Source organism: Streptomyces sp. NPDC058691, from assembly GCF_042714775.1.
GTDB lineage: Bacteria > Actinomycetota > Actinomycetes > Streptomycetales > Streptomycetaceae > Actinacidiphila.
In genome coordinates, this window is sequence record NZ_JBHXSO010000008.1 from 161,844 (window position 1) to 180,607 (window position 18,764).

The window sequence follows — 18,764 nt, forward strand, 5'->3', positions numbered from 1 at the left end:
ATCACGTGGCCATTCGCGTACTGCTGGTCGACGACCAGCCGCTGCTGCGCACCGGTTTCCGGATGATCCTGGAGGCGGAGCCGGAACTCGCGGTGGTGGGTGAGGCGGGGGACGGCCAGCAGGCTCTGGAGCAGGTGCGGGCTCTGCAGCCGGACGTCGTGCTGATGGACATCCGCATGCCGCGGATGGACGGGGTGGAGGCCACCCGGCAGATCACCGGCCCCGGCCGGGACGGCCCGGCGAAGGTACTGGTGCTGACCACCTTCGACCTGGACGAGTACGTGGTCGAGGCGCTGCGCGCGGGCGCCAGCGGCTTCCTGCTGAAGGACGCCCCGGCGCACGAACTGGTGCAGGCGATCCGGGTGGTCGCGGCGGGCGAGGCGATGCTCGCGCCGAGCATCACCCGGCGGCTGCTGGACAAGTACGCGGGCCGGCTGCCGTCGGGTGAGGAGCCGGTACCGCAGGCGCTGCACACCCTGACCGACCGTGAGGTCGAGGTGCTGAAGCTGGTCGCGCGGGGGTTGTCGAACGCCGAGATCGCGGCGGAGCTGTTCGTGAGCGAGACGACCGTCAAGACCCACGTGGGTCACGTGCTGACGAAGCTGGCGCTGCGCGACCGGGTGCAGGCGGCGGTGTACGCCTACGAGAGCGGCCTGGTGCGCCCCGGGGCTCAGTAGCGCGGCTGTTCATGCGTACGGCCCCGGGCGGGAACGCCCGGGGCCGTACGCATGAGGTGCGGGCTCAGCCCGTCACGCCTCGTCCGAGCTCCCAGAACTGGGCGGTGGAGGAGGTGTTGAGCAGCCACTCGGCGCCGGTGACGTTGTCGCGCGTGGTGATGTACTGCTTGTCCTGGTACAGCGGGATCATCGGCAGGTCCTTCGCGAGGATGTCCTGCATCTTCACGAAGTCCTTGTCCGTCGTCCCGCGGTCGGCGGACTGACGGGTGCTGGGCAGCAGCGTGTTCTTGATGTCGCCGCCGGGGTAGTTCAGGTTGAGGAAGCCTTCGGCGAAGAACGGCGCGATGAAGGTGTCGCCGTCCGGGAAGTCGGGGAGCCAGCTCAGCGAGTACATCGCCCACTGGCCCTTGACCGCGCCGGGGAGGAAGGTCTTCCACGGCGTGCCCTTGATGGTCACGTCGAACAGGTGGCTGTCGTTGAGCTGCTTCTGCAGGTTCAACGCCTCCTGCTTGTTCGGGGTGGCGGGCCGGTCGGTCGTGTACGAGAACGTCAGCTTGACCGGCGTGGTGATGCCGGCGGCGGACAGGGTCCCGGCGGCCTTGTCGCGGCTGGGCTCCCCGTAGGTGTTGAAGTACGAGTTGCTGTGGCCGGTGACACCGGTGGGCACGGCGCCGAACAGCGGGGTGGCGGTGCGCTGGAGCACGTCACGCGTGAGCGCGTCGCGGTCGACGAGCTGGGCGATGGCCTCGCGGACGGCCTTCTGCTTCACCGACGGGTCGTTGAGGTTGAAGAACATGTACCGCACGGAGTTGCCGGGGGCTTCCGTCAGCTTGACGCCCGGGTACTTGTTCTGCCCGAACTCGGTGATCTGCTCGGAGTTGAAGGTGCGGTTCACCACGTCGATCTTGCCGTCGACGAGCGCCTGCTTCATCTCGTCCGAGGTCTTGAAGAAGTGGACTTCGATCTTGCTGTTGTTGAGCTTGCCGACTATGCCCTTGTAGCTGGGGTTGGCGCTGAGGACGGCCTTGTCGTCGTCCCACGAGTCCAGCTTGTAGGGGCCGGAGCCGGCCATCTGGAAGCCGTCGAGCGGCTTGTCGGCCGGGTACACCTCACTGTCGACGATGGCCGCGGCCGGGGTCGCCAGCTTGTAAGGGAAGGTGGCGTCGGAGGCCTTGAGGTCGAAGACGACCGTCTTGTCGTCCGGGGTCTCGACGCTCTTGATGTTCGACAGGAGGCTGACCGGGCCGTAGTCGCTCTTGATCTTGATCACGCGGTCGATGGAGAACTTGACGTCCTCGGCGGTCAGCGCGTGCCCGTTGGAGAACGTCAGGCCGTCACGCAGGGTGCAGCGGTAGGTCTCGGACTTGGTGTCGGAGAACCCGCAGGACTTGGCCGCGTCCGGGGACGGGGTCGTCGCGCTGCGCTCGTAACCCAGCAGCATCTGGAAGGTGTTCTGGAAGAAGGTGTACGTGCCGCCGTCGTACGAGGTGGCCGGGTCCACGGGAGAGGGCAGTTCCTTGGACACCGCGATGTGGTCGGTGGTGCCGACGACGATCGTGTCGCCGCCGCCGCTTCCCGCGCTCGAATCACCGCATCCGGCGAGTACGGGCGCGGCGAGGCCCATCACGGCCGGGAGCACCAGCAGCTTGCGATTCATCCTCGTTGTTCTCCCTCTTCCGGCCCTCGGCCGCGCAGTCTTGAGCGGGGCGACGATACCCAAAATTGCCGGTGCCCGGCATTCCGGCCGACCGCCCTCTGACACGAAGAAGTTGAGCCCGCGTCACAGGCGGATAACAGGGAGTGGTGCACCGATATCCGGACAGCGGAACGAACAGCCCTCCGCGCCCCAATACGGACACAACAGCACTACAAGCACCATCAATTGACGAGCCGAAGCACGTCCGGTCGGCACTGTCGACATCCGCCGACGTGAAAAGTATCACGCGGAACGCGGGCCGCCGGTAAAGAATTCGGCACCCGCGAAACGTCACGGAAAATGAGCGGACGGACGCCCAGAGTTTCCACTCAATTTATGGCGACGCTCAGTGAACGGCCGTAATCAGAGAGCGCAGAAAAGGCACGTCGACGGCTTCGAGCGACGCCACGACAGCCCGCCCCGGCCCGGGCTCGATCGGGGCCACGGAGGGCACCGCCACCACCTGGCAGCCGGCCGCCTCCGCGGCGCGGACCCCGGTCGGAGTGTCCTCCACGACCACGCAGCGCGCGGGGTCGGCCCCGAGGCGCGCGGCGGCGTGCAGATAGGACTCGGGGTGCGGCTTGCCCTGGACCACCTCGTCCCCGGCGACGGAGAAGGCGAAGTGCTCCGGGCCGATGGAGAGCATGACGGCGTCGATGATGCGGCGGTGGGAGGCCGAGACCAGGGCGGCGGGCACACCGTGCGCGGCGAGTTCGGTGAGGAGGCGCTGCGCGCCCGGCATGAGCGGCACTCCCCGGCCGATGAGCTCGACGAAACGCAGGTTGATCAGCGCGGACAGCTCGGCGAGGGTGGCGTCCGTCCCGGTGACCGAGATCAGGTGTCCCAGACTGCGGGCCATGGGGCCGCCCACGACCACCTCGCGGTGGGTGTCGTCCAGGACGTGGCCGAGCTGTGCGAAGACCTCGACCTCCGCGTTCCACCAGAAGCCTTCGGTGTCGACCAGCGTGCCGTCCATGTCCAGGAGGACGGCCTGCAGGCCCGCGTCCCGGGCCGGCCGGGTCTCGGTGACGGGAATACCGCTGGTCATGCGCCCCACATCCTTCGGTGGCCAGGGGGCACAAAGGCCGGTCGCCTCGCGCCCAGGGTGGTGGGGGCGTGGGACCGGCCAGGTGCCGTTCGGATCGTCCAGTGTACGACGTATGACCCGTTACCGCGCGTTGAAGTACTTCGCCTCCGGATGGTGGATGACGATGGCGTCGGTGGACTGCTCCGGGTGGAGCTGGAACTCCTCCGACAGCCGCACCCCGATCCGCTCGGGCTCCAGCAGCTGCGCGATCTTGGCCCGGTCCTCCAGGTCGGGGCAGGCCCCGTAGCCGAGGGAGAAGCGGGCGCCGCGGTACTTCAGCGCGAACATGTCCTCCATGGCGCCCGGGTCCTCCCCGGAGAAGCCCAGCTCGGCACGGACCCGGGCGTGCCAGTACTCCGCGAGCGCCTCGGCGAGCTGGACGGACAGTCCGTGCAGCTCCAGGTAGTCGCGGTAGGCGTCGGCGGCGAAGAGCTTGTTGGCGGCCTCCGAGACCCGGTTGCCGACCGTGACCACCTGCAGGCCGACCACGTCGGTCTCGCCGGACTCCTCCGGGCGGAAGAAGTCGGCCAGGCACAGCCGGCGGCCGCGGCGCTGCCGCGGGAAGGTGAAGCGGGTGCGCTCCGCGCCGTCCTCGCCGAGGATGATCAGGTCGTCGCCCTTGGAGACGCAGCGGAAGTAGCCGTAGACGACGGCCGCCTCCAGCAGGCCCTCGCTCTGCATGCGGTCCAGCAGGCCGCGCAGCCGCGGCCGGCCCTCGGTCTCCACCAGCTCCTCGTAGTCCGGACCGCCGGTCCTGGACTGCTTCAGGCCCCACTGTCCCTTGAACAGCGCGCCTTCGTCGAGCCAGGACGCGTAGTCCTTGAGCGGGATGCCCTTGACGATCCGTGAGCCCCAGAACGGCGGGGTGGGGACGGGGTTGTCGGTGGCCACGTCCGAGCGGATCTGGCCGCGGTTCTCCTCGGCCTCCTGGGCCGCCGCATCGCCTGCCTGCCCCTCCCGGCGGGCCACGCGGCGCTGCCGGAGCTCGGGGAGCGTGGCGCCGGGGACGCCGCGCTTGACCGCGATGAGCGCGTCCATCAGCCGCAGGCCCTCGAAGGCGTCGCGGGCGTAGCGGACTTCGCCCTCGTAGATCTCGTGGAGGTCCTGCTCGACGTACGCGCGGGTGAGGGCGGCGCCGCCGAGGATCACCGGGAACCGGGCGGCCAGGCCGCGCTGGTTGAGCTCCTCCAGGTTCTCCTTCATGATCACCGTGGACTTCACCAGCAGGCCCGACATGCCGATGACGTCGGCCGCGTGCTCCTGGGCGGCGTCGAGGATCGCCGAGACCGGCTGCTTGATGCCCAGGTTGACGACGTTGTAGCCGTTGTTGGACAGGATGATGTCCACGAGGTTCTTGCCGATGTCGTGCACGTCGCCGCGGACGGTGGCCAGCACGATGGTGCCCTTGCCGGAGGCGTCGGACTTCTCCATGTGCGGTTCGAGGTGGGCGACCGCGGTCTTCATCACCTCGGCGGACTGCAGGACGAAGGGCAGCTGCATCTGGCCGGAGCCGAAGAGCTCGCCGACGACCTTCATGCCCTCCAGGAGGGTCTCATTGACGATGTCGAGAGCCGGACGCGCCTTCAGGGCCTCGTCGAGATCGGCCTCCAGGCCGTTCTTCTCGCCGTCGATGATGCGCCGTTGCAGCCGCTCGTCCAGCGGCAGCGCGGCGAGTTCCTCGGCGCGGCCTGCCCTGACGGACTTGGTGTCGACGCCCTCGAACAGCTCCAGGAAGCGCTGCAGCGGGTCGTAGCCCTCCCGCCGGCGGTCGTGGACGAGGTCGAGGGCGACCTCGCGCTGCTCCTCCGGGATGCGGGCGATGGGCACGATCTTGGAGGCGTGCACGATCGCCGAGTCGAGGCCTGCCTCCACGCACTCGTGCAGGAAGACCGAGTTGAGCACCATGCGGGCGGCCGGGTTGAGGCCGAAGGAGATGTTGGACAGGCCGAGGGTGGTCTGCACGGCCGGGTGGCGGCGCTTGAGCTCGCGGATCGCCTCGATGGTGGCGATGCCGTCCCCGCGGGACTCCTCCTGGCCGGTCGCGATGGTGAACGTCAGGCAGTCGACGATGATGTCGCTCTCGGCGATGCCCCAGTTGCCGGTCAGGTCCGCGATGAGGCGCTCGGCGACCGCCACCTTGGCCTCGGGCGTGCGGGCCTGCCCCTCCTCGTCGATGGTGAGGGCGATCAGGGCGGCGCCGTGCTCCACGGCGAGCCGGGTGGTGCGGGCGAAGCGGGAGTCGGGGCCGTCGCCGTCCTCGTAGTTGACCGAGTTGATCACGGCGCGTCCGCCGAGCCTCTCCAGGCCCGCGCGGAGCACCTCGGGCTCGGTGGAGTCCAGCACGATCGGCAGGGTGGAGGCGGTGGCGAAGCGGCCGGCGATCTCGTTCATGTCGGCGACGCCGTCGCGGCCGACGTAGTCGACGCACAGGTCCAGGAGGTGGGCGCCCTCGCGGATCTGCTCGCGGGCGATCTCCACGCAGTCGTCCCAGCGGCCGTCCAGCATGGCCTCGCGGAACTTCTTGGAGCCGTTGGCGTTGGTGCGCTCGCCGATGGCGAGGTACGAGGTGTCCTGGCGGAAGGGGACCGTCTGGTACAGCGAGGACGCACCCGGCTCGGGGCGCGGCTCGCGGGCGGCGACCTCGTGGCCGCGCACCCGCTCGACGACCTGCCGCAGGTGCTCGGGGGTGGTGCCGCAGCAGCCGCCGACCAGGGAGAGCCCGTACTCGCGGACGAAGACCTCCTGCGCGTCGGCGAGTTCACCGGGGGTCAGCGGGTAGTGCGCGCCGTCCTTGCCGAGGATGGGCAGGCCCGCGTTGGGCATGCAGGACAGCTGGATGCCGGCGTGCCGGGCGAGGTAGCGCAGGTGCTCGCTCATCTCGGCGGGCCCGGTCGCGCAGTTGAGCCCGATCATGTCGATGCCGAGCGGTTCCAGCGCGGTGAGCGCGGCGCCGATCTCGGAGCCCAGCAGCATGGTGCCGGTGGTCTCGACGGTGACGGAGCAGATGAGCGGCGCGGCGGAGTGGGCCGCGTCCAGGGCCCGGCGGGCGCCGATGAGGGCGGCCTTGGTCTGCAGCAGGTCCTGGGTGGTCTCCACGATCACCGCGTCGGCACCGCCCGCGAGCAGGCCCGCGGCGCTCTGCTCATAGGCGTCGCGCAGCGTGCCGTACGCGACATGGCCGAGGGTGGGGAGCTTGGTGCCCGGGCCCATGGAGCCGAGCACCCAGCGGGGGCGGTCGGGGGTGGCGTAGCTGTCGGCGACCTCGCGGGCGACCCGGGCGCCGGCCTCGGCGACCTCGTGGACGCGCTCCTCGATGCCGTACTCCAGGAGTCCGGCGTAGTTGGCGCTGAAGGTGTTGGTCTCCACGCAGTCGACGCCGGCGTCGAAGTAGGCCTCGTGCACGGCCCGGACGATGTCGGGGCGGGAGATGTTCAGGATGTCGTTCAGGCCCTCGTGGCCCTGGAAGTCGTCCATCGTCGGGTTCTTCGACTGGAGCATGGTGCCCATGGCCCCGTCGGCGACCACGACCCGTTGGGCGAAGGCCTCCCGGAGCGCCACTGCGCGGGCGTGTGCCGGGGAGGTTCCCTCGGAGGAATACGACGACGGCTGAGCCATGGATGTGCTCCCTGAGTGCGACGGCTGTCGGCTTGGCGCGCACCGCTTCCGCTGGTACGCACCAGGCCAGCGTAGCCGGGCCCACGGGATCCGCCTCGGGGCATTCCGAGGGGCGGACCGTGGTGCCACACTCATCTCTGGGATGATGGTGGTCGGCATCGTCTGACGGTGTTCAGCATTGTCGACTCATTGTGGTCGTTCCTGACGGAGGGGTTGTTCATGCCAGGTCCCATCCAGTCGCTCAGCCGCGCCGCCGCGATCCTGCGGCTGCTCGCCGGCGGGGAGCGCAGGCTCGGCCTGTCGGACGTGGCCTCCTCGCTGGGCCTGGCCAAGGGGACGGCGCACGGCATCCTGCGCACGTTGCAGCAGGAGGGCTTCGTCGAGCAGGACCCCGTCTCCGGCCGCTACCAGCTGGGGGCGGAACTGCTGCGGCTGGGCAACAGCTACCTGGACGTGCACGAGCTGCGGGCCCGCGCCCTGGTGTGGACCGACGATCTCGCCCGCTCCAGCGGTGAGGCCGCCTATCTGGGCGTCCTCCACCAGCAGGGCGTGCTCATCGTCCACCACGTCTTCCGCCCCGACGACAGCCGCCAGGTGCTGGAGGTCGGCGCCATGCACCCGCTGCACAGCAGCGCGCTGGGCAAGGTGCTCTCCGCGTACGACCCGGTCGCGCACGGCGAGGCGACCGAGATGAAGCGGGAAATGCTGACACCGCGCACGGTCACCGGGGACGCGGAGTTCGAGGAAGTGCTCGACCTCACACGGGCCCGCGGCTGGGGGGCGGACCTGGAGGAGACCTGGGACGGCGTGGCCTCGATCGCGGCGCCCATCCACGACCGGCGCCGCATGCCGGTCGGCGCGGTCGCCGTCACCGGCGCGGTCGAACGGGTCTGCGACGACGACGGCGGCATCAGGGCCCAACTGGTCGCCGCGGTGCGGGACTGCGCCCGCGCGGTCTCCCGCGACCTGGGCGCCGGCCGGTTCTGAGCCCGGCCGGAAGACCGTTCCGAAAACTGTCGAACTCTTGACGCATCCGGTCGCGCAGGAGAACACTCTCGTTCGGCGGTCGACATTGTCGAACAGCAGCCGACGGAGTCGGTACGGTGTACCTGGCCGTGGGACCGCCGGGGGGCCTGGTGACAGGCCCGCGAACCCCTGAACGGGACGAGGGTTCGCCTTCCCCTGGACGAAGGACAAAGGAGTCGCACGTGTCCAGCGAGCACATCTTTCTCGGCGAGACCATCGGTACCGCCATCTTGATCCTCCTCGGCGGCGGCGTCTGTGCGGCCGTCACCCTCAAGAGCTCCAAGGCCCGCAACGCCGGGTGGCTCGCCATCACCTTCGGCTGGGGTTTCGCCGTCCTGACCGGTGCCTACATCTCGGGCAGCCTCTCCGGCGCGCACCTCAACCCCGCCGTGACCATCGGCCTCGCCGTCGACACCGGCGAGTGGAGCAAGGTCCCGGTCTACCTGGCCGGCCAGATGCTCGGCGCGATGATCGGCGCCGCGCTGGTGTGGGCCGCCTATGCGGGCCAGTTCCAGGCCCACCTGACCGACGGCGAGATCACCGGCGCCATCGAAGGCCCCCACGCCGAGGCCGCCACCGCTTCCGCTTCCGCCACTGCCGCCGCCTCCGCGAAGCAGCCGTCGTCCGCCCCCGGCCCGGTGCTGGGCATCTTCTCCACCGGCCCGGAGATCCGCAACGTCGCGCAGAACCTGGCCACCGAGATCATTGGCACCTTCGTCCTCGTGCTGTTCATCCTGACCCTGAATCTCACCAAGGGCCTCGCCGTCTCCGGTACCGGCTCGCTGATGGTCGCCCTCGTCGTCGTCGGCATAGGCCTCTCGCTCGGCGGCCCGACCGGTTACGCCATCAACCCCGCGCGCGACCTCGGCCCGCGCATCGTGCACGCGCTCCTGCCGCTGCCGAACAAGGGCGGTTCGGACTGGAGCTACGCCTGGATACCGGTTGTCGGCCCGATCGTGGGCGCGGTCCTCGCAGCAGGCCTCCACCGGATCGCATTCTGAGCAGTAGCACCCGACGACCCACCGGACTTTGGACTTGAGGAGCACACCGTGACCAACGCCCACACCGAAGGCCCCTTCATCGCGGCGATCGACCAGGGCACCACGTCGTCGCGCTGCATCATCTTCGACAAGGACGGCCGCATCGTCTCGGTCGGACAGAAGGAGCACGAGCAGATCTTCCCGAAGCCGGGATGGGTCGAGCACGACGCCGCGGAGATCTGGGCCAACGTCCAGGAGGTCGTCGCCGAGGCCGTCTCCAAGGCGGGCATCACCGCCGCCGACGTCAAGGCGATCGGCATCACCAACCAGCGCGAGACCACGCTGCTGTGGGACAGGACGACCGGCGAGCCGGTGCACAACGCCCTCGTGTGGCAGGACACCCGCACCGACGCCCTGTGCAAGGAACTCGGCCGCAACGTCGGCCAGGACCGCTTCCGCCGTGAGACCGGCCTGCCGCTGGCCTCCTACTTCTCCGGTCCGAAGATCCGCTGGCTGCTGGACAACGTCGAGGGGCTGCGCGAGCGCGCCGAGGCCGGCGAGATCCTCTTCGGCACCATGGACAGCTGGGTGATCTGGAACCTCACCGGTGGTGTCAACGGCGGACGGCACGTCACCGACGTCACCAACGCCTCCCGCACGCTGCTGATGAACCTGCACACCCTGGACTGGGACGCCAAGATCGTCTCGTCCCTCGGCATCCCGGCCGCGGTGCTCCCTGAGATCCGCTCCTCCGCCGAGGTGTACGGCGAGGCAGCCTCCGGCGCTCTGGCCGGTGTGCCGGTCGCCTCCGCGCTCGGCGACCAGCAGGCCGCGCTGTTCGGCCAGACCTGCTACTCCGAGGGCGAGGCCAAGTCCACCTACGGCACGGGCACCTTCCTGCTGATGAACACCGGCGAGAAGCCGATCAACAGCTACAACGGCCTGATCACCACCGTCGGCTACCGCATCGGCGACCAGAAGCCGGTGTACGCCCTGGAGGGCTCCATCGCCGTCACCGGCTCGCTGGTGCAGTGGATGCGCGACCAGATGGGCCTGATCAAGACGGCGGCCGAGATCGAGACGCTGGCCATGTCCGTCGAGGACAACGGCGGCGCGTACTTCGTGCCGGCCTTCTCCGGACTGTTCGCCCCGTACTGGCGCTCCGACGCCCGCGGAGTGATCGCGGGCCTCACCCGCTACGTGACCAAGGCGCACATCGCCCGCGCGGTGCTGGAGGCGACCGCCTGGCAGACCCGCGAGATCGTCGACGCGATGACCAAGGACTCGGGCGTGGAACTCACCGCGCTCAAGGTCGACGGCGGCATGACCGCCAACAACCTGCTCATGCAGACCCTCGCCGACTTCCTGGACGCGCCCGTCGTGCGCCCCCTGGTCGCCGAGACCACCTGCCTGGGCGCGGCCTACGCCGCCGGTCTGGCGGTGGGCTTCTGGCAGGACACCGACGAGCTGCGCGCCAACTGGCGCCGCGCCGCCGAATGGACCCCGCGGATGGACGCCGACGTCCGTGACCGCGAGTACAAGGACTGGCTCAAGGCCGTCGAGCGGACCATGGGCTGGATCGAAGAGGAGCAGTGAACCGGACATGACCACCCTGCAGCACGTCCCGGGCCTCGGGACGCATCCGATCGCCGGCCGGAACCCGGGTCGCGCCGAGACCCGGGAACTGCTGAGCCGCGCCGGCTACGACCTGCTGGTCATCGGCGGCGGCATCCTGGGCACCTCCGTGGCCTGGCACGCCGCGCAGTCGGGGCTGCGGGTCGCGATGGTGGACGCCGGCGACTTCGCCGGCGCCACCAGCTCGGCCTCCTCCAAGCTCGTCCACGGCGGTCTGCGCTATCTGCAGACCGGCGCGGTCAAGCTGGTGGCGGAGAACCACATGGAGCGCCGGGTGCTGGCCAAGGACGTGGCCCCGCACCTGGTGAACCCGCTCACCTTCTACCTGCCGGTCTACAAGGGCGGCCCGGTCGGGGCAGCCAAGCTCGGTGCGGGCGTCTTCGCCTACTCGGCGCTGTCCGCCTTCGGCGACGGGGTGGGCAGGATCATCTCCCCGTCCCGGGCGGCGGCCGCCAACCCCGCGCTGCGCACGGACGACCTGAAGGCCGTGGCCGTCTACTACGACCACCAGATGAACGACTCGCGCATGGCCGTCATGACCGTGCGCGCGGCCGCCGAGGCGGGCGCGGTCGTCCTCAACCACGCGGAGGTCACCGGGCTGCGCTTCACCCACGGCCGGGTCACCGGCGCCGACCTCCGGGACCGGCTGGACGGCACCGAGTTCGGCGTCGACGCGCGGCTGGTGCTCAACGCGACCGGCCCGTGGGTCGACCACCTGCGGCAGATGGAGGACAAGGGCGTCGCGCCCAGCATCCGGCTGTCCAAGGGCGCCCACGTCGTCCTGAAGCGCAAGGCGCCGTGGCGGGCGGCCATGGCGACCCCGATCGACAAGTACCGCATCACCTTCGCGCTGCCCTGGGAGGACCAGCTGCTGCTGGGCACCACGGACGAGGAGTACACGGGCGACCCGGCCGACGTGGCGGCCACCGAGGCCGACATCGCGCAGATCCTGGACGAGGCCGCCCATTCCGTACGGGACGCGCACCTGTCCCGCGACCTGATCACCTACGCCTTCGCGGGCCTGCGCGTGCTGCCGGGCGGTCCCGGCGGCGTGGAGAAGGCCAAGCGCGAGACGGTCGTGTCCGAGGGCAGTGGCGGCATGCTCTCGGTCGCGGGCGGCAAGTGGACCACGTACCGGCACATCGGGCGCACCGTCATGGCCAAGCTCGCCAAGCTGCCCGGCGGCCCGCTGAACGAGGACATGGAGCCGCTGGACCAACTGCCGCGCCGGGTGCCACTGCCGGGGGTCGCCAACCCGAACGCTGTCGCCCACCGGCTGCTGGTGGACCGCGACCCGGGCCACCGCATCGACCCGCTGACGGCCCGTCACCTGGCGACCCACTACGGCGCACTGTCCTTCGACATCGCCCGCATGGTGAACGAGGACCCCGCGCTCGGCGAGCGCATCCACCCCGACGGCCCGGAGATATGGGCCCAGGTCGTCTACGCCCGCGACCACGAGTGGGCGCGGACCGCGGACGACGTGCTGCGCCGCCGCACCACCCTGACGGTGCGGGGGCTGGACACCGCGGACGTCCGCGCGCGCGTGGAGGCCCTGCTCGCCGACCGGCGCGGCTGACACTCCGCTCCCCCTGGCCCGGGTGGGCCGCGTGCACAGGCCGAACGGCTGGTGCACGCGCCCACCCGGGCCCTTCGCATGGCCGGACACCGCTCCCCCAACACGTCCCACCACTTCGCGGGTTGACAATGGCGTCCCCATCAAACACTCTTTCACTACTTGATTAGTTAAAGAGGGGTTGAGGCGTGGTCGTGTTCCGGATCGACCGGCACAGCGGGGTCGCCACCTACCTGCAGATCGTCCATCAGACCAAACAGGCCCTTCGGCTCGGGCTGCTCCGGCCCGGCGACCAGCTGCCCACCGCCCGCGAGGTCGTCGAGACGACCGTCGTCAACCCGAACACGGTGCTGAAGGCCTACCGCGAACTGGAGCGCGAGGGCCTGGTGGTGGCCCGCCGCGGCCTCGGCACCTTCGTACAGAAGTCCCTTGGCGCCGCACCTGCCGACTCGCCCCTGGCGGCGGAGCTGGCCGGCTGGATGCGCCGGGCACGCGTGAGCGGACTCGACCGCGAGGACGCCGCCGCGCTGTTCCACTCCGTGCTGGACCAGGAGTTCTCCGAGGGGGAGAAATGAACGAGGAAACGGCCGCCCTCGAGGCGCCCACGGGCCGTCTGAGGCGGCCGGGCGTGTCCGTGTAGCGTCCGGGGGCATCGCCAACCACGCCTGGAGGCCCGATGACCACCGATCCGCAGCCCATCACCCGCGTCCCCGGCTCGGGGCTGCCCGCGCACGCGGTCGTCGTGGGGGACCCGGCGCGGGCGGCGGACGTTGCCGGGATGCTGGCAGGGGCACGGGAGGTGGCGCATCACCGCGAGTACCGCACCTTCACCGGGACGTGGAAGGGCACGGACGTCGTGGTCGCCTCGCACGGCGTGGGCGCACCGGGGGCGATGCTGCTGTTCCATGAGCTGGCGGAGGCCGGGGTCCGCACGATCCTGCGGCTGGGCACCGCCGGGGCGATCGCGGCCGGCATCGGGGACGGCGACCTGGTGATCGCCGAGGCGGCCGTCCGCGACGACGGGGTCACGCAGCAGCTTCTGCCGCCGGAGTACCCGGCGTTCGCGACGCCGGAGGCGGTACTGGCCCTGCAGCGGGCGGCCCGGGCCCTGGACGCGCCGCACCACCGCGGGGTGGTGTGGACGCGGGCGGCCTTCCAGCCGGGCTTCCTGCCGCTGCCGGGCGCGGCGTACGCGGCCGCCGGGATCGCGGCCATCGAGATGGAGCTGTCGGCGCTCCTGGTGCTCGCCTCCACGCGGGGCCTGGTCGCGGGCGGCGCGCTGGTCGTGGACGGGGCGAACGCGGACGACCTGGTCGACGTCGAGGCGACCGGAGGCTACGACCCGCACCGGTCGGTGGTCGCCGAGGGGGTGGCCCGCGGCAGCCGGGTAACGTTGGACGCCTTGCATCTGCTGGCCACCGAGTACGGAAGCGACGTGAAGTGAGCGTTCAGGACGCCGATCTGCTGGTGCACGGCGGCGATGTGCTGACCGTCGACGCGACGGGCACCCTCGTGCGGAACGGGGCGGTCGCGGTGCGCGACGGCGCGATCGTGGCGGTCGGCCCGGCGGCCGAGGTGCGCGCCGCGTACCGGGCCGCCGAGGAGATCGACGCGACGGGCTGCCTGGTGCTGCCCGGCCTGATCAACACCCACACCCACCTGGCGATGACCCTGCTGCGGGGCTGCGCCGACGACGTGGACCTGCAGGAGTTCCTGGCCCGGGTGATCCCCCGCGAGGCCGAACTGCTGTCGCCGCGGGCGGTGGCGGCCGGGGTTCGGGTCGCGGTGGCGGAGAGCGTGCGCGCGGGCGTCACCACCGGCCTGGACATGTACTGGTTCCACGAGGCCGCCGAGGAGGCCGCCCGGGAGGCGGGCTGGCGGCTGCTGGCCGGCCCGACGTTCATGGACGTCCCCGGCCCGCCGGACGGCCGCCCCTACGAGGACCGCATGCCCTGGGCCGCCGCCGGCCTGGCAGCGCGCGCCTCCCACGCGCCGGGCACCCGCCCGGTGGTCTTCGCGCACAGCGCGTACACCCTGGACCCCGATCAGCTGGTGGAGATCAGCGCGCTCGCCCGCGAGCACGGCGCGCTGCTGCACGTCCACGCGGCGGAGAACGCCGCCGAGGTCGCCATGGTGGTCGAACGCCACGGCAAGCGCCCGGTGGAACTGCTCGACTCCCTCGGGGTACTCGGCCCCGACGTGCTCCTCGCGCACGCCGTGGACCTGTCGGACAGCGAGATCGCCGCGCTGGCCAGAACCGGCACGGCGGTCGCGCACTGCCCGGTCTCCAACCTGAAGCTGGGCTGCGGCATCGCCCGCGTCCCCGACCTGCTGGCCGCCGGGGTCACCGTCGGCCTCGGCACCGACGGCGTCGTCAGCTCCAACACCCTCGACGTGCTCGGCGCGGTGCGGGCCGCCGCGCTGGTCCACAAGGCGGCCGGCGATCCCACCGCAGTGAGCGCCGAGCAGGCGGTGCGGATGGCGACGATCGAGTCCGCCCGCGCCCTGGGCCTGGACGCCCACCTCGGCTCCCTGGAACCCGGCAAGCGCGCCGACCTCGTCGTCCTGGACCTGGGCGGCCCGCACCTCACCCCGCGCCACGACCCTTGGTCGATGCTCGCCTACGCCGCCGCCGCGGCCGACGTGCGCGACACCGTCGTGGACGGCCGCGTCCTCATGCGCGACCGCGCCCTGCTCACCCTCGACGAACCGGCCGCCCTGCGCGCGCTGGAGGCACTGGAGCAGGAGCACCCCGCATGACCTCCGCCCTGGAACCCACCCGCGGCTTCACCGGCCGCGCCCGGGCCGCCGACCGCGACCCGCGGCTGCCGCCCGGCCAGTACGACGCGCGCGACGAGTGGCCGGTGCTGTCCGCCGAGGTCACCCCGCGGCTGACGGCGGCGGAGTGGACGTTCCGCGTCGACGGCCTGGTCGAGTCCGCGCGCACCTGGACCTGGGACGAGGCGCAGACCCTGCCCCGCTCCGCCTACCGCGGCGACATCCACTGCGTGACCGGGTGGTCCAAGTTCGGCACGCACTTCGGCGGGGTGTCGCTGGACGCCTTCCTGGCCGCGGTGCGCCCCTCCCCCGCCGCCACGCACGTCGTGGCGTACGCGCACACCGGCTACGCCGCCAACCTGCCGCTGGCCGACGTCACCGGCGGCCGGGCCTGGATCGCCTTCGAGCACGACGGCGCGCCGCTCGCCCCCGAGCACGGCGGGCCGGCCCGGCTGGTGGTGCCGCACCTGTACTTCTGGAAGAGCGCCAAGTGGATCGCCGGCATCCGGCTGCTCGACCACGACGAGGCCGGCTTCTGGGAGCAGAACGGCTACCACCCCCGCGGCAACCCCTGGCAGGAACAGCGCTACGCCCATGACTGACCTCGCCGCTCCCGCCTTCGTCCCGCCGACCCGCTTCGCCGTCCCGGGCCGCGTCGCGGTCGCCGAGGCCGCCGGCGCGGTGTGGCGGCGCGCCACGCTCACCGAGGTCCGCCGCGAGACCCCGCGCGCCGCCACGTTCCGGTTCGCGGTGCCCGGCTGGGCGGGCCACCTGCCGGGCCAGTACCTCACGCTGCGCCTGAGGGCGGGCGACGGCTACACGGCCCAGCGCAACTACTCGCTCGCCTCCGCGCCGGACGACTCCGGCCACATCGAGCTCACCCTCGACCACGTCCCGGACGGCGAGGTCTCCGGCCATCTGCACACGGTCGCCCGCCCCGGCGACACCTTCGAGGTCCGCGGCCCGCACAGCGGCTTCTTCGCCTGGTCGGGCGACCGGCCCGCGCTGCTGCTCGGCGCCGGTTCCGGGGTGGTACCGCTGATGTCGATGATCCGCCACCGCCGGCTGCGCGGGCTGGACGTGCCGCTGCGGCTGATCGTCTCCGCCCGTACGCCCGAGGACCTGATCTACGCCCGCGAGTACGGCGCGGAGACCAGCGTCGTCCTCACCCGCTCGCAGGGCCGGCTCGGCGCCGCGCATCTGGCCCCTTACCTGGCCGATCCGCCGCCGGGCGGCTGGGAGGCGTATGTGTGCGGCGGCAACGGTTTCGCGGAGCACGCGTCCCGTCTCCTGGTGGACGGCGGACAGCCGGCCGGGCACATCCGTATCGAGCGATTCGGCTGATCAGCGACCTTCGGGTATTCTCCTCTTTACGTGATCTTCCGGGGCACCACCCCGGCCGATCGGCACCGGGACGTGGCGCAGCTTGGTAGCGCACTTGACTGGGGGTCAAGGGGTCGCAGGTTCAAATCCTGTCGTCCCGACGGTGTTTTTTCGCAGGTAGAAGGCCGTTTCCCGAGTACGGGAGACGGCCTTCGGCGTCTGCCGGTGATCCCTCCGCGGCCGGGGTTTCGGCAAGCCTGACCGACCGGGCTCCCGATTCCCCGCGACACGGCATAATGGCCCGATACATCGGATGTCCCGGAGGCGAGGGCGGTCATGGCGGTCACCGACGAGGCGATCGAGAAGATCAAGGGGATGATCGTCTCCGGTGCGCTGCGCCCGGGCGACCGGCTCCCCAAGGAGAGCGAACTGGCGGCCGAGCTCGGCCTGTCGCGCAACTCGCTGCGCGAGGCGGTGCGTGCGCTCTCGCTGATCCGGATCCTGGACGTGCGGCAGGGCGACGGTACGTACGTCACCAGCCTCGATCCCCAACTCCTCCTGGAAGCGATGAGCTTCGTGGTGGACTTCCACCGCGACGACACCGTGCTGGAGTTCCTGGCCGTGCGCCGCATACTGGAGCCCGCGGCGACGGCTCTCGCGGCCGCGATCATCCCGGAGTCCCAGCTGGACGTCCTGGAGGCCCAGTTGACGGCGCTGGGGACGGATCCGTCGGTCGAGGAGCTGGTCGCGTGCGACCTGGAGTTCCATCGCGGCATCGTGCAGGCGGCCGGCAACTCGGTGCTGTCCTCCCTGCTCGACGGGCTGTCCGGGCCCACCACGCGGGCGCGGATCTGGCGCGGGCTGACCCAGGAGGACGCGGTCAGCCGCACCCTGCACGAGCACCGGGCGATCCTCGGGGCACTGCGCGACCGTGACGCGGAGGCGGCGCGGTCGTGGGCGACGGTGCATGTCGCGAGCGTGGAGCAGTGGCTGCGCTCGACCCTCTGACCTCTGAGCCGCGCCGCCGGCCCCGTCCGGTCCTCCGGCGAGGTGATCGGGAAAAGGGATCCGATGAATCCGCGCCCGGATGGAGTTCGACGGCCGTTCGACGGCCGCCTCGATCCGGCGCCCGGGAGCCGCGCGGCTGCCGCCCGCGGGGCCGGTGGACGACCGGACGCGTACGGGCGGTGACGCTGGGGATCATCCCCCTACGAAGGCGGCGGCACCTGTCCCGCGAAGCCGTAGGCTGGTGCAGCACGCGAAGGAACGGCAGCCGGCGGGGGTGGCACCATCCCTCTTCCGGCCGGAAGGAGGCGCTGGGTGATCGAGCTCGAGGGAGTACCCGAGCTGATCGACCCGGTCATGGTGGCCGCGTTCGAGGGCTGGAACGATGCCGGGGACGCCGCCTCCGCCGCGGTCGGGCATCTGGACCGGGAGTTCAAGGGTGAGGTGTTCGCGGCGCTCGACGCCGAGGACTACTACGACTTCCAGGTCAACCGTCCCACGGTGTGGATGGACGGCGGCGTACGCCAGATCACCTGGCCCACGACCCGGCTGTCCGTCGTCCGCATCGAGACCCCGAAGCCGCGCGACCTGGTCCTGATCCGGGGCATCGAACCCAGCATGCGCTGGCGTTCGTTCTGCAACGAGATCCTGGGCTTCGCCCACGAACTCGGCGTCGAGATGGTCGTGGTGATGGGCGCCCTGCTCGGCGACACGCCGCACACCCGTCCCGTCCCGGTCACCGCGGTGACCTCGGACCCGGATCTGGCGACGGCGCTCAGCCTGGAGGAGTCCCGCTACGAGGGCCCCACCGGCATCGTCGGCATTCTGCAGGAGGCTTGTACGCACGCGGGGATCCCGGCGGTGAGTCTGTGGGCCGCCGTGCCGCATTACGTGTCGCAGCCGCCCAACCCGAAGGCCACCCTGGCCCTGCTCAACCGGCTGGAGGACCTGCTCGACCTCCGCATTCCGCTCGGCGAGCTTCCCGAGGACGCCCGCGCCTGGCAGGTCGGGGTGGACGAGCTCGCGGCCGAGGACAGCGAGGTCTCCGAGTACGTGCAGACCCTGGAGGAGGCCCGCGACACGGCCGAGCTGCCGGAGGCCTCCGGCGAGGCCATCGCCCGCGAGTTCGAGCGCTATCTGCGGCGCCGCGACCCGCAGGCGGGCGACCAGGACGCCGGCCCCTACCTTCGGGACACCTCCCCGAAGCCGGACACCGGCACCGCAGGCCAGGGCAACGTGGCCAAGGCCGACCGGGACGAGACCGGAAAGGACGACGCGGACAGCGCCGCCGACACGGAGAACACCGACAACGCCGTGTGAGCGGGGCGCGGCCCGGCGAACGGCGAAGGCCGTTGCCCCCTGCAGG

Annotated in this window: 15 protein-coding genes and 1 tRNA gene; 13 read left to right on the forward strand and 3 right to left on the reverse strand. The window is 71.2% G+C overall.

Going from position 1 to position 18,764, the window contains the following annotated elements:
- Positions 1-5: 5 nt before the first annotated feature.
- Positions 6-677: a response regulator transcription factor gene (locus tag ACFWVC_RS08490; RefSeq protein ID WP_319661988.1), complete on the forward strand. Its 672-nt coding sequence runs from the start codon at positions 6-8 to the stop codon at positions 675-677.
- Positions 678-741: 64 nt separating this feature from the next.
- Here the strand turns inward: ACFWVC_RS08490 and ACFWVC_RS08495 are convergent, their stop codons facing one another.
- The 3 genes from ACFWVC_RS08495 to metH all read right to left on the reverse strand — a co-directional run bounded on the left by ACFWVC_RS08495 (position 742) and on the right by metH (position 7,075).
- A complete protein-coding gene (locus tag ACFWVC_RS08495; protein WP_384280428.1) occupies positions 742-2,334 on the reverse strand; it encodes an ABC transporter substrate-binding protein in 1,593 nt (530 codons plus the stop codon).
- 385 nt (positions 2,335-2,719) lie between these two features.
- On the reverse strand, positions 2,720-3,421 hold the full coding sequence (locus tag ACFWVC_RS08500; protein WP_384280429.1) for an HAD family hydrolase: 702 nt from the start codon (positions 3,419-3,421) through the stop codon (positions 2,720-2,722).
- A gap of 120 nt (positions 3,422-3,541) precedes the next feature.
- On the reverse strand, positions 3,542-7,075 hold the full coding sequence (gene metH / locus ACFWVC_RS08505) for a methionine synthase (protein WP_384280431.1): 3,534 nt from the start codon (positions 7,073-7,075) through the stop codon (positions 3,542-3,544).
- Positions 7,076-7,294: 219 nt separating this feature from the next.
- Here metH and ACFWVC_RS08510 point away from each other — a divergent pair, with 219 nt between their 5' ends.
- The 12 genes from ACFWVC_RS08510 (at position 7,295) to ACFWVC_RS08565 (ending at position 18,718) form a co-directional block, all read left to right on the forward strand.
- A complete protein-coding gene (locus ACFWVC_RS08510; RefSeq protein ID WP_384280432.1) occupies positions 7,295-8,062 on the forward strand; it encodes an IclR family transcriptional regulator in 768 nt (255 codons plus the stop codon).
- A 221-nt stretch (positions 8,063-8,283) separates the two neighbouring features.
- Complete coding sequence (locus ACFWVC_RS08515) at positions 8,284-9,102, forward strand: MIP/aquaporin family protein (protein WP_384280433.1); 819 nt, start codon at positions 8,284-8,286, stop codon at positions 9,100-9,102.
- A gap of 48 nt (positions 9,103-9,150) precedes the next feature.
- The gene (glpK, locus tag ACFWVC_RS08520; RefSeq protein ID WP_384280435.1) at positions 9,151-10,677 is read left to right on the forward strand and encodes a glycerol kinase GlpK; all 1,527 of its coding nucleotides are present in this window, start codon (positions 9,151-9,153) and stop codon (positions 10,675-10,677) included.
- Between the two features lie 7 nt (positions 10,678-10,684).
- On the forward strand, positions 10,685-12,295 hold the full coding sequence (locus tag ACFWVC_RS08525) for an FAD-dependent oxidoreductase (RefSeq protein ID WP_384280437.1): 1,611 nt from the start codon (positions 10,685-10,687) through the stop codon (positions 12,293-12,295).
- 185 nt (positions 12,296-12,480) lie between these two features.
- On the forward strand, positions 12,481-12,867 hold the full coding sequence (locus ACFWVC_RS08530) for a GntR family transcriptional regulator (RefSeq protein WP_384280439.1): 387 nt from the start codon (positions 12,481-12,483) through the stop codon (positions 12,865-12,867).
- 101 nt (positions 12,868-12,968) lie between these two features.
- On the forward strand, positions 12,969-13,736 hold the full coding sequence (locus ACFWVC_RS08535; protein ID WP_384280441.1) for a nucleoside phosphorylase: 768 nt from the start codon (positions 12,969-12,971) through the stop codon (positions 13,734-13,736).
- Positions 13,733-15,052 (forward strand): amidohydrolase, encoded by a 1,320-nt coding sequence (locus ACFWVC_RS08540; RefSeq protein ID WP_384280443.1) that lies wholly within the window; start codon positions 13,733-13,735, stop codon positions 15,050-15,052. Before ACFWVC_RS08535 ends, ACFWVC_RS08540 begins: the two co-directional genes overlap by 4 nt.
- Positions 15,053-15,060: 8 nt before the next feature.
- Entirely contained in the window at positions 15,061-15,672 is a 612-nt protein-coding gene (locus tag ACFWVC_RS08545) for a sulfite oxidase-like oxidoreductase (RefSeq protein ID WP_384280466.1), read from the forward strand.
- Positions 15,665-16,414, forward strand: coding sequence for a ferredoxin reductase (locus ACFWVC_RS08550; RefSeq protein WP_384280445.1), 750 nt, complete (start codon positions 15,665-15,667; stop codon positions 16,412-16,414). Before ACFWVC_RS08545 ends, ACFWVC_RS08550 begins: the two co-directional genes overlap by 8 nt.
- Positions 16,415-16,480: 66 nt before the next feature.
- Positions 16,481-16,554 (forward strand) — tRNA-Pro (locus tag ACFWVC_RS08555).
- A gap of 175 nt (positions 16,555-16,729) precedes the next feature.
- On the forward strand, positions 16,730-17,401 hold the full coding sequence (locus tag ACFWVC_RS08560) for a FadR/GntR family transcriptional regulator (RefSeq protein WP_384280447.1): 672 nt from the start codon (positions 16,730-16,732) through the stop codon (positions 17,399-17,401).
- 312 nt (positions 17,402-17,713) lie between these two features.
- Positions 17,714-18,718 carry a PAC2 family protein gene (locus ACFWVC_RS08565; RefSeq protein ID WP_384280449.1) on the forward strand — a complete coding sequence of 335 codons (1,005 nt, stop codon included), beginning with the start codon at positions 17,714-17,716 and terminating at the stop codon, positions 18,716-18,718.
- Positions 18,719-18,764: the final 46 nt, after the last annotated feature.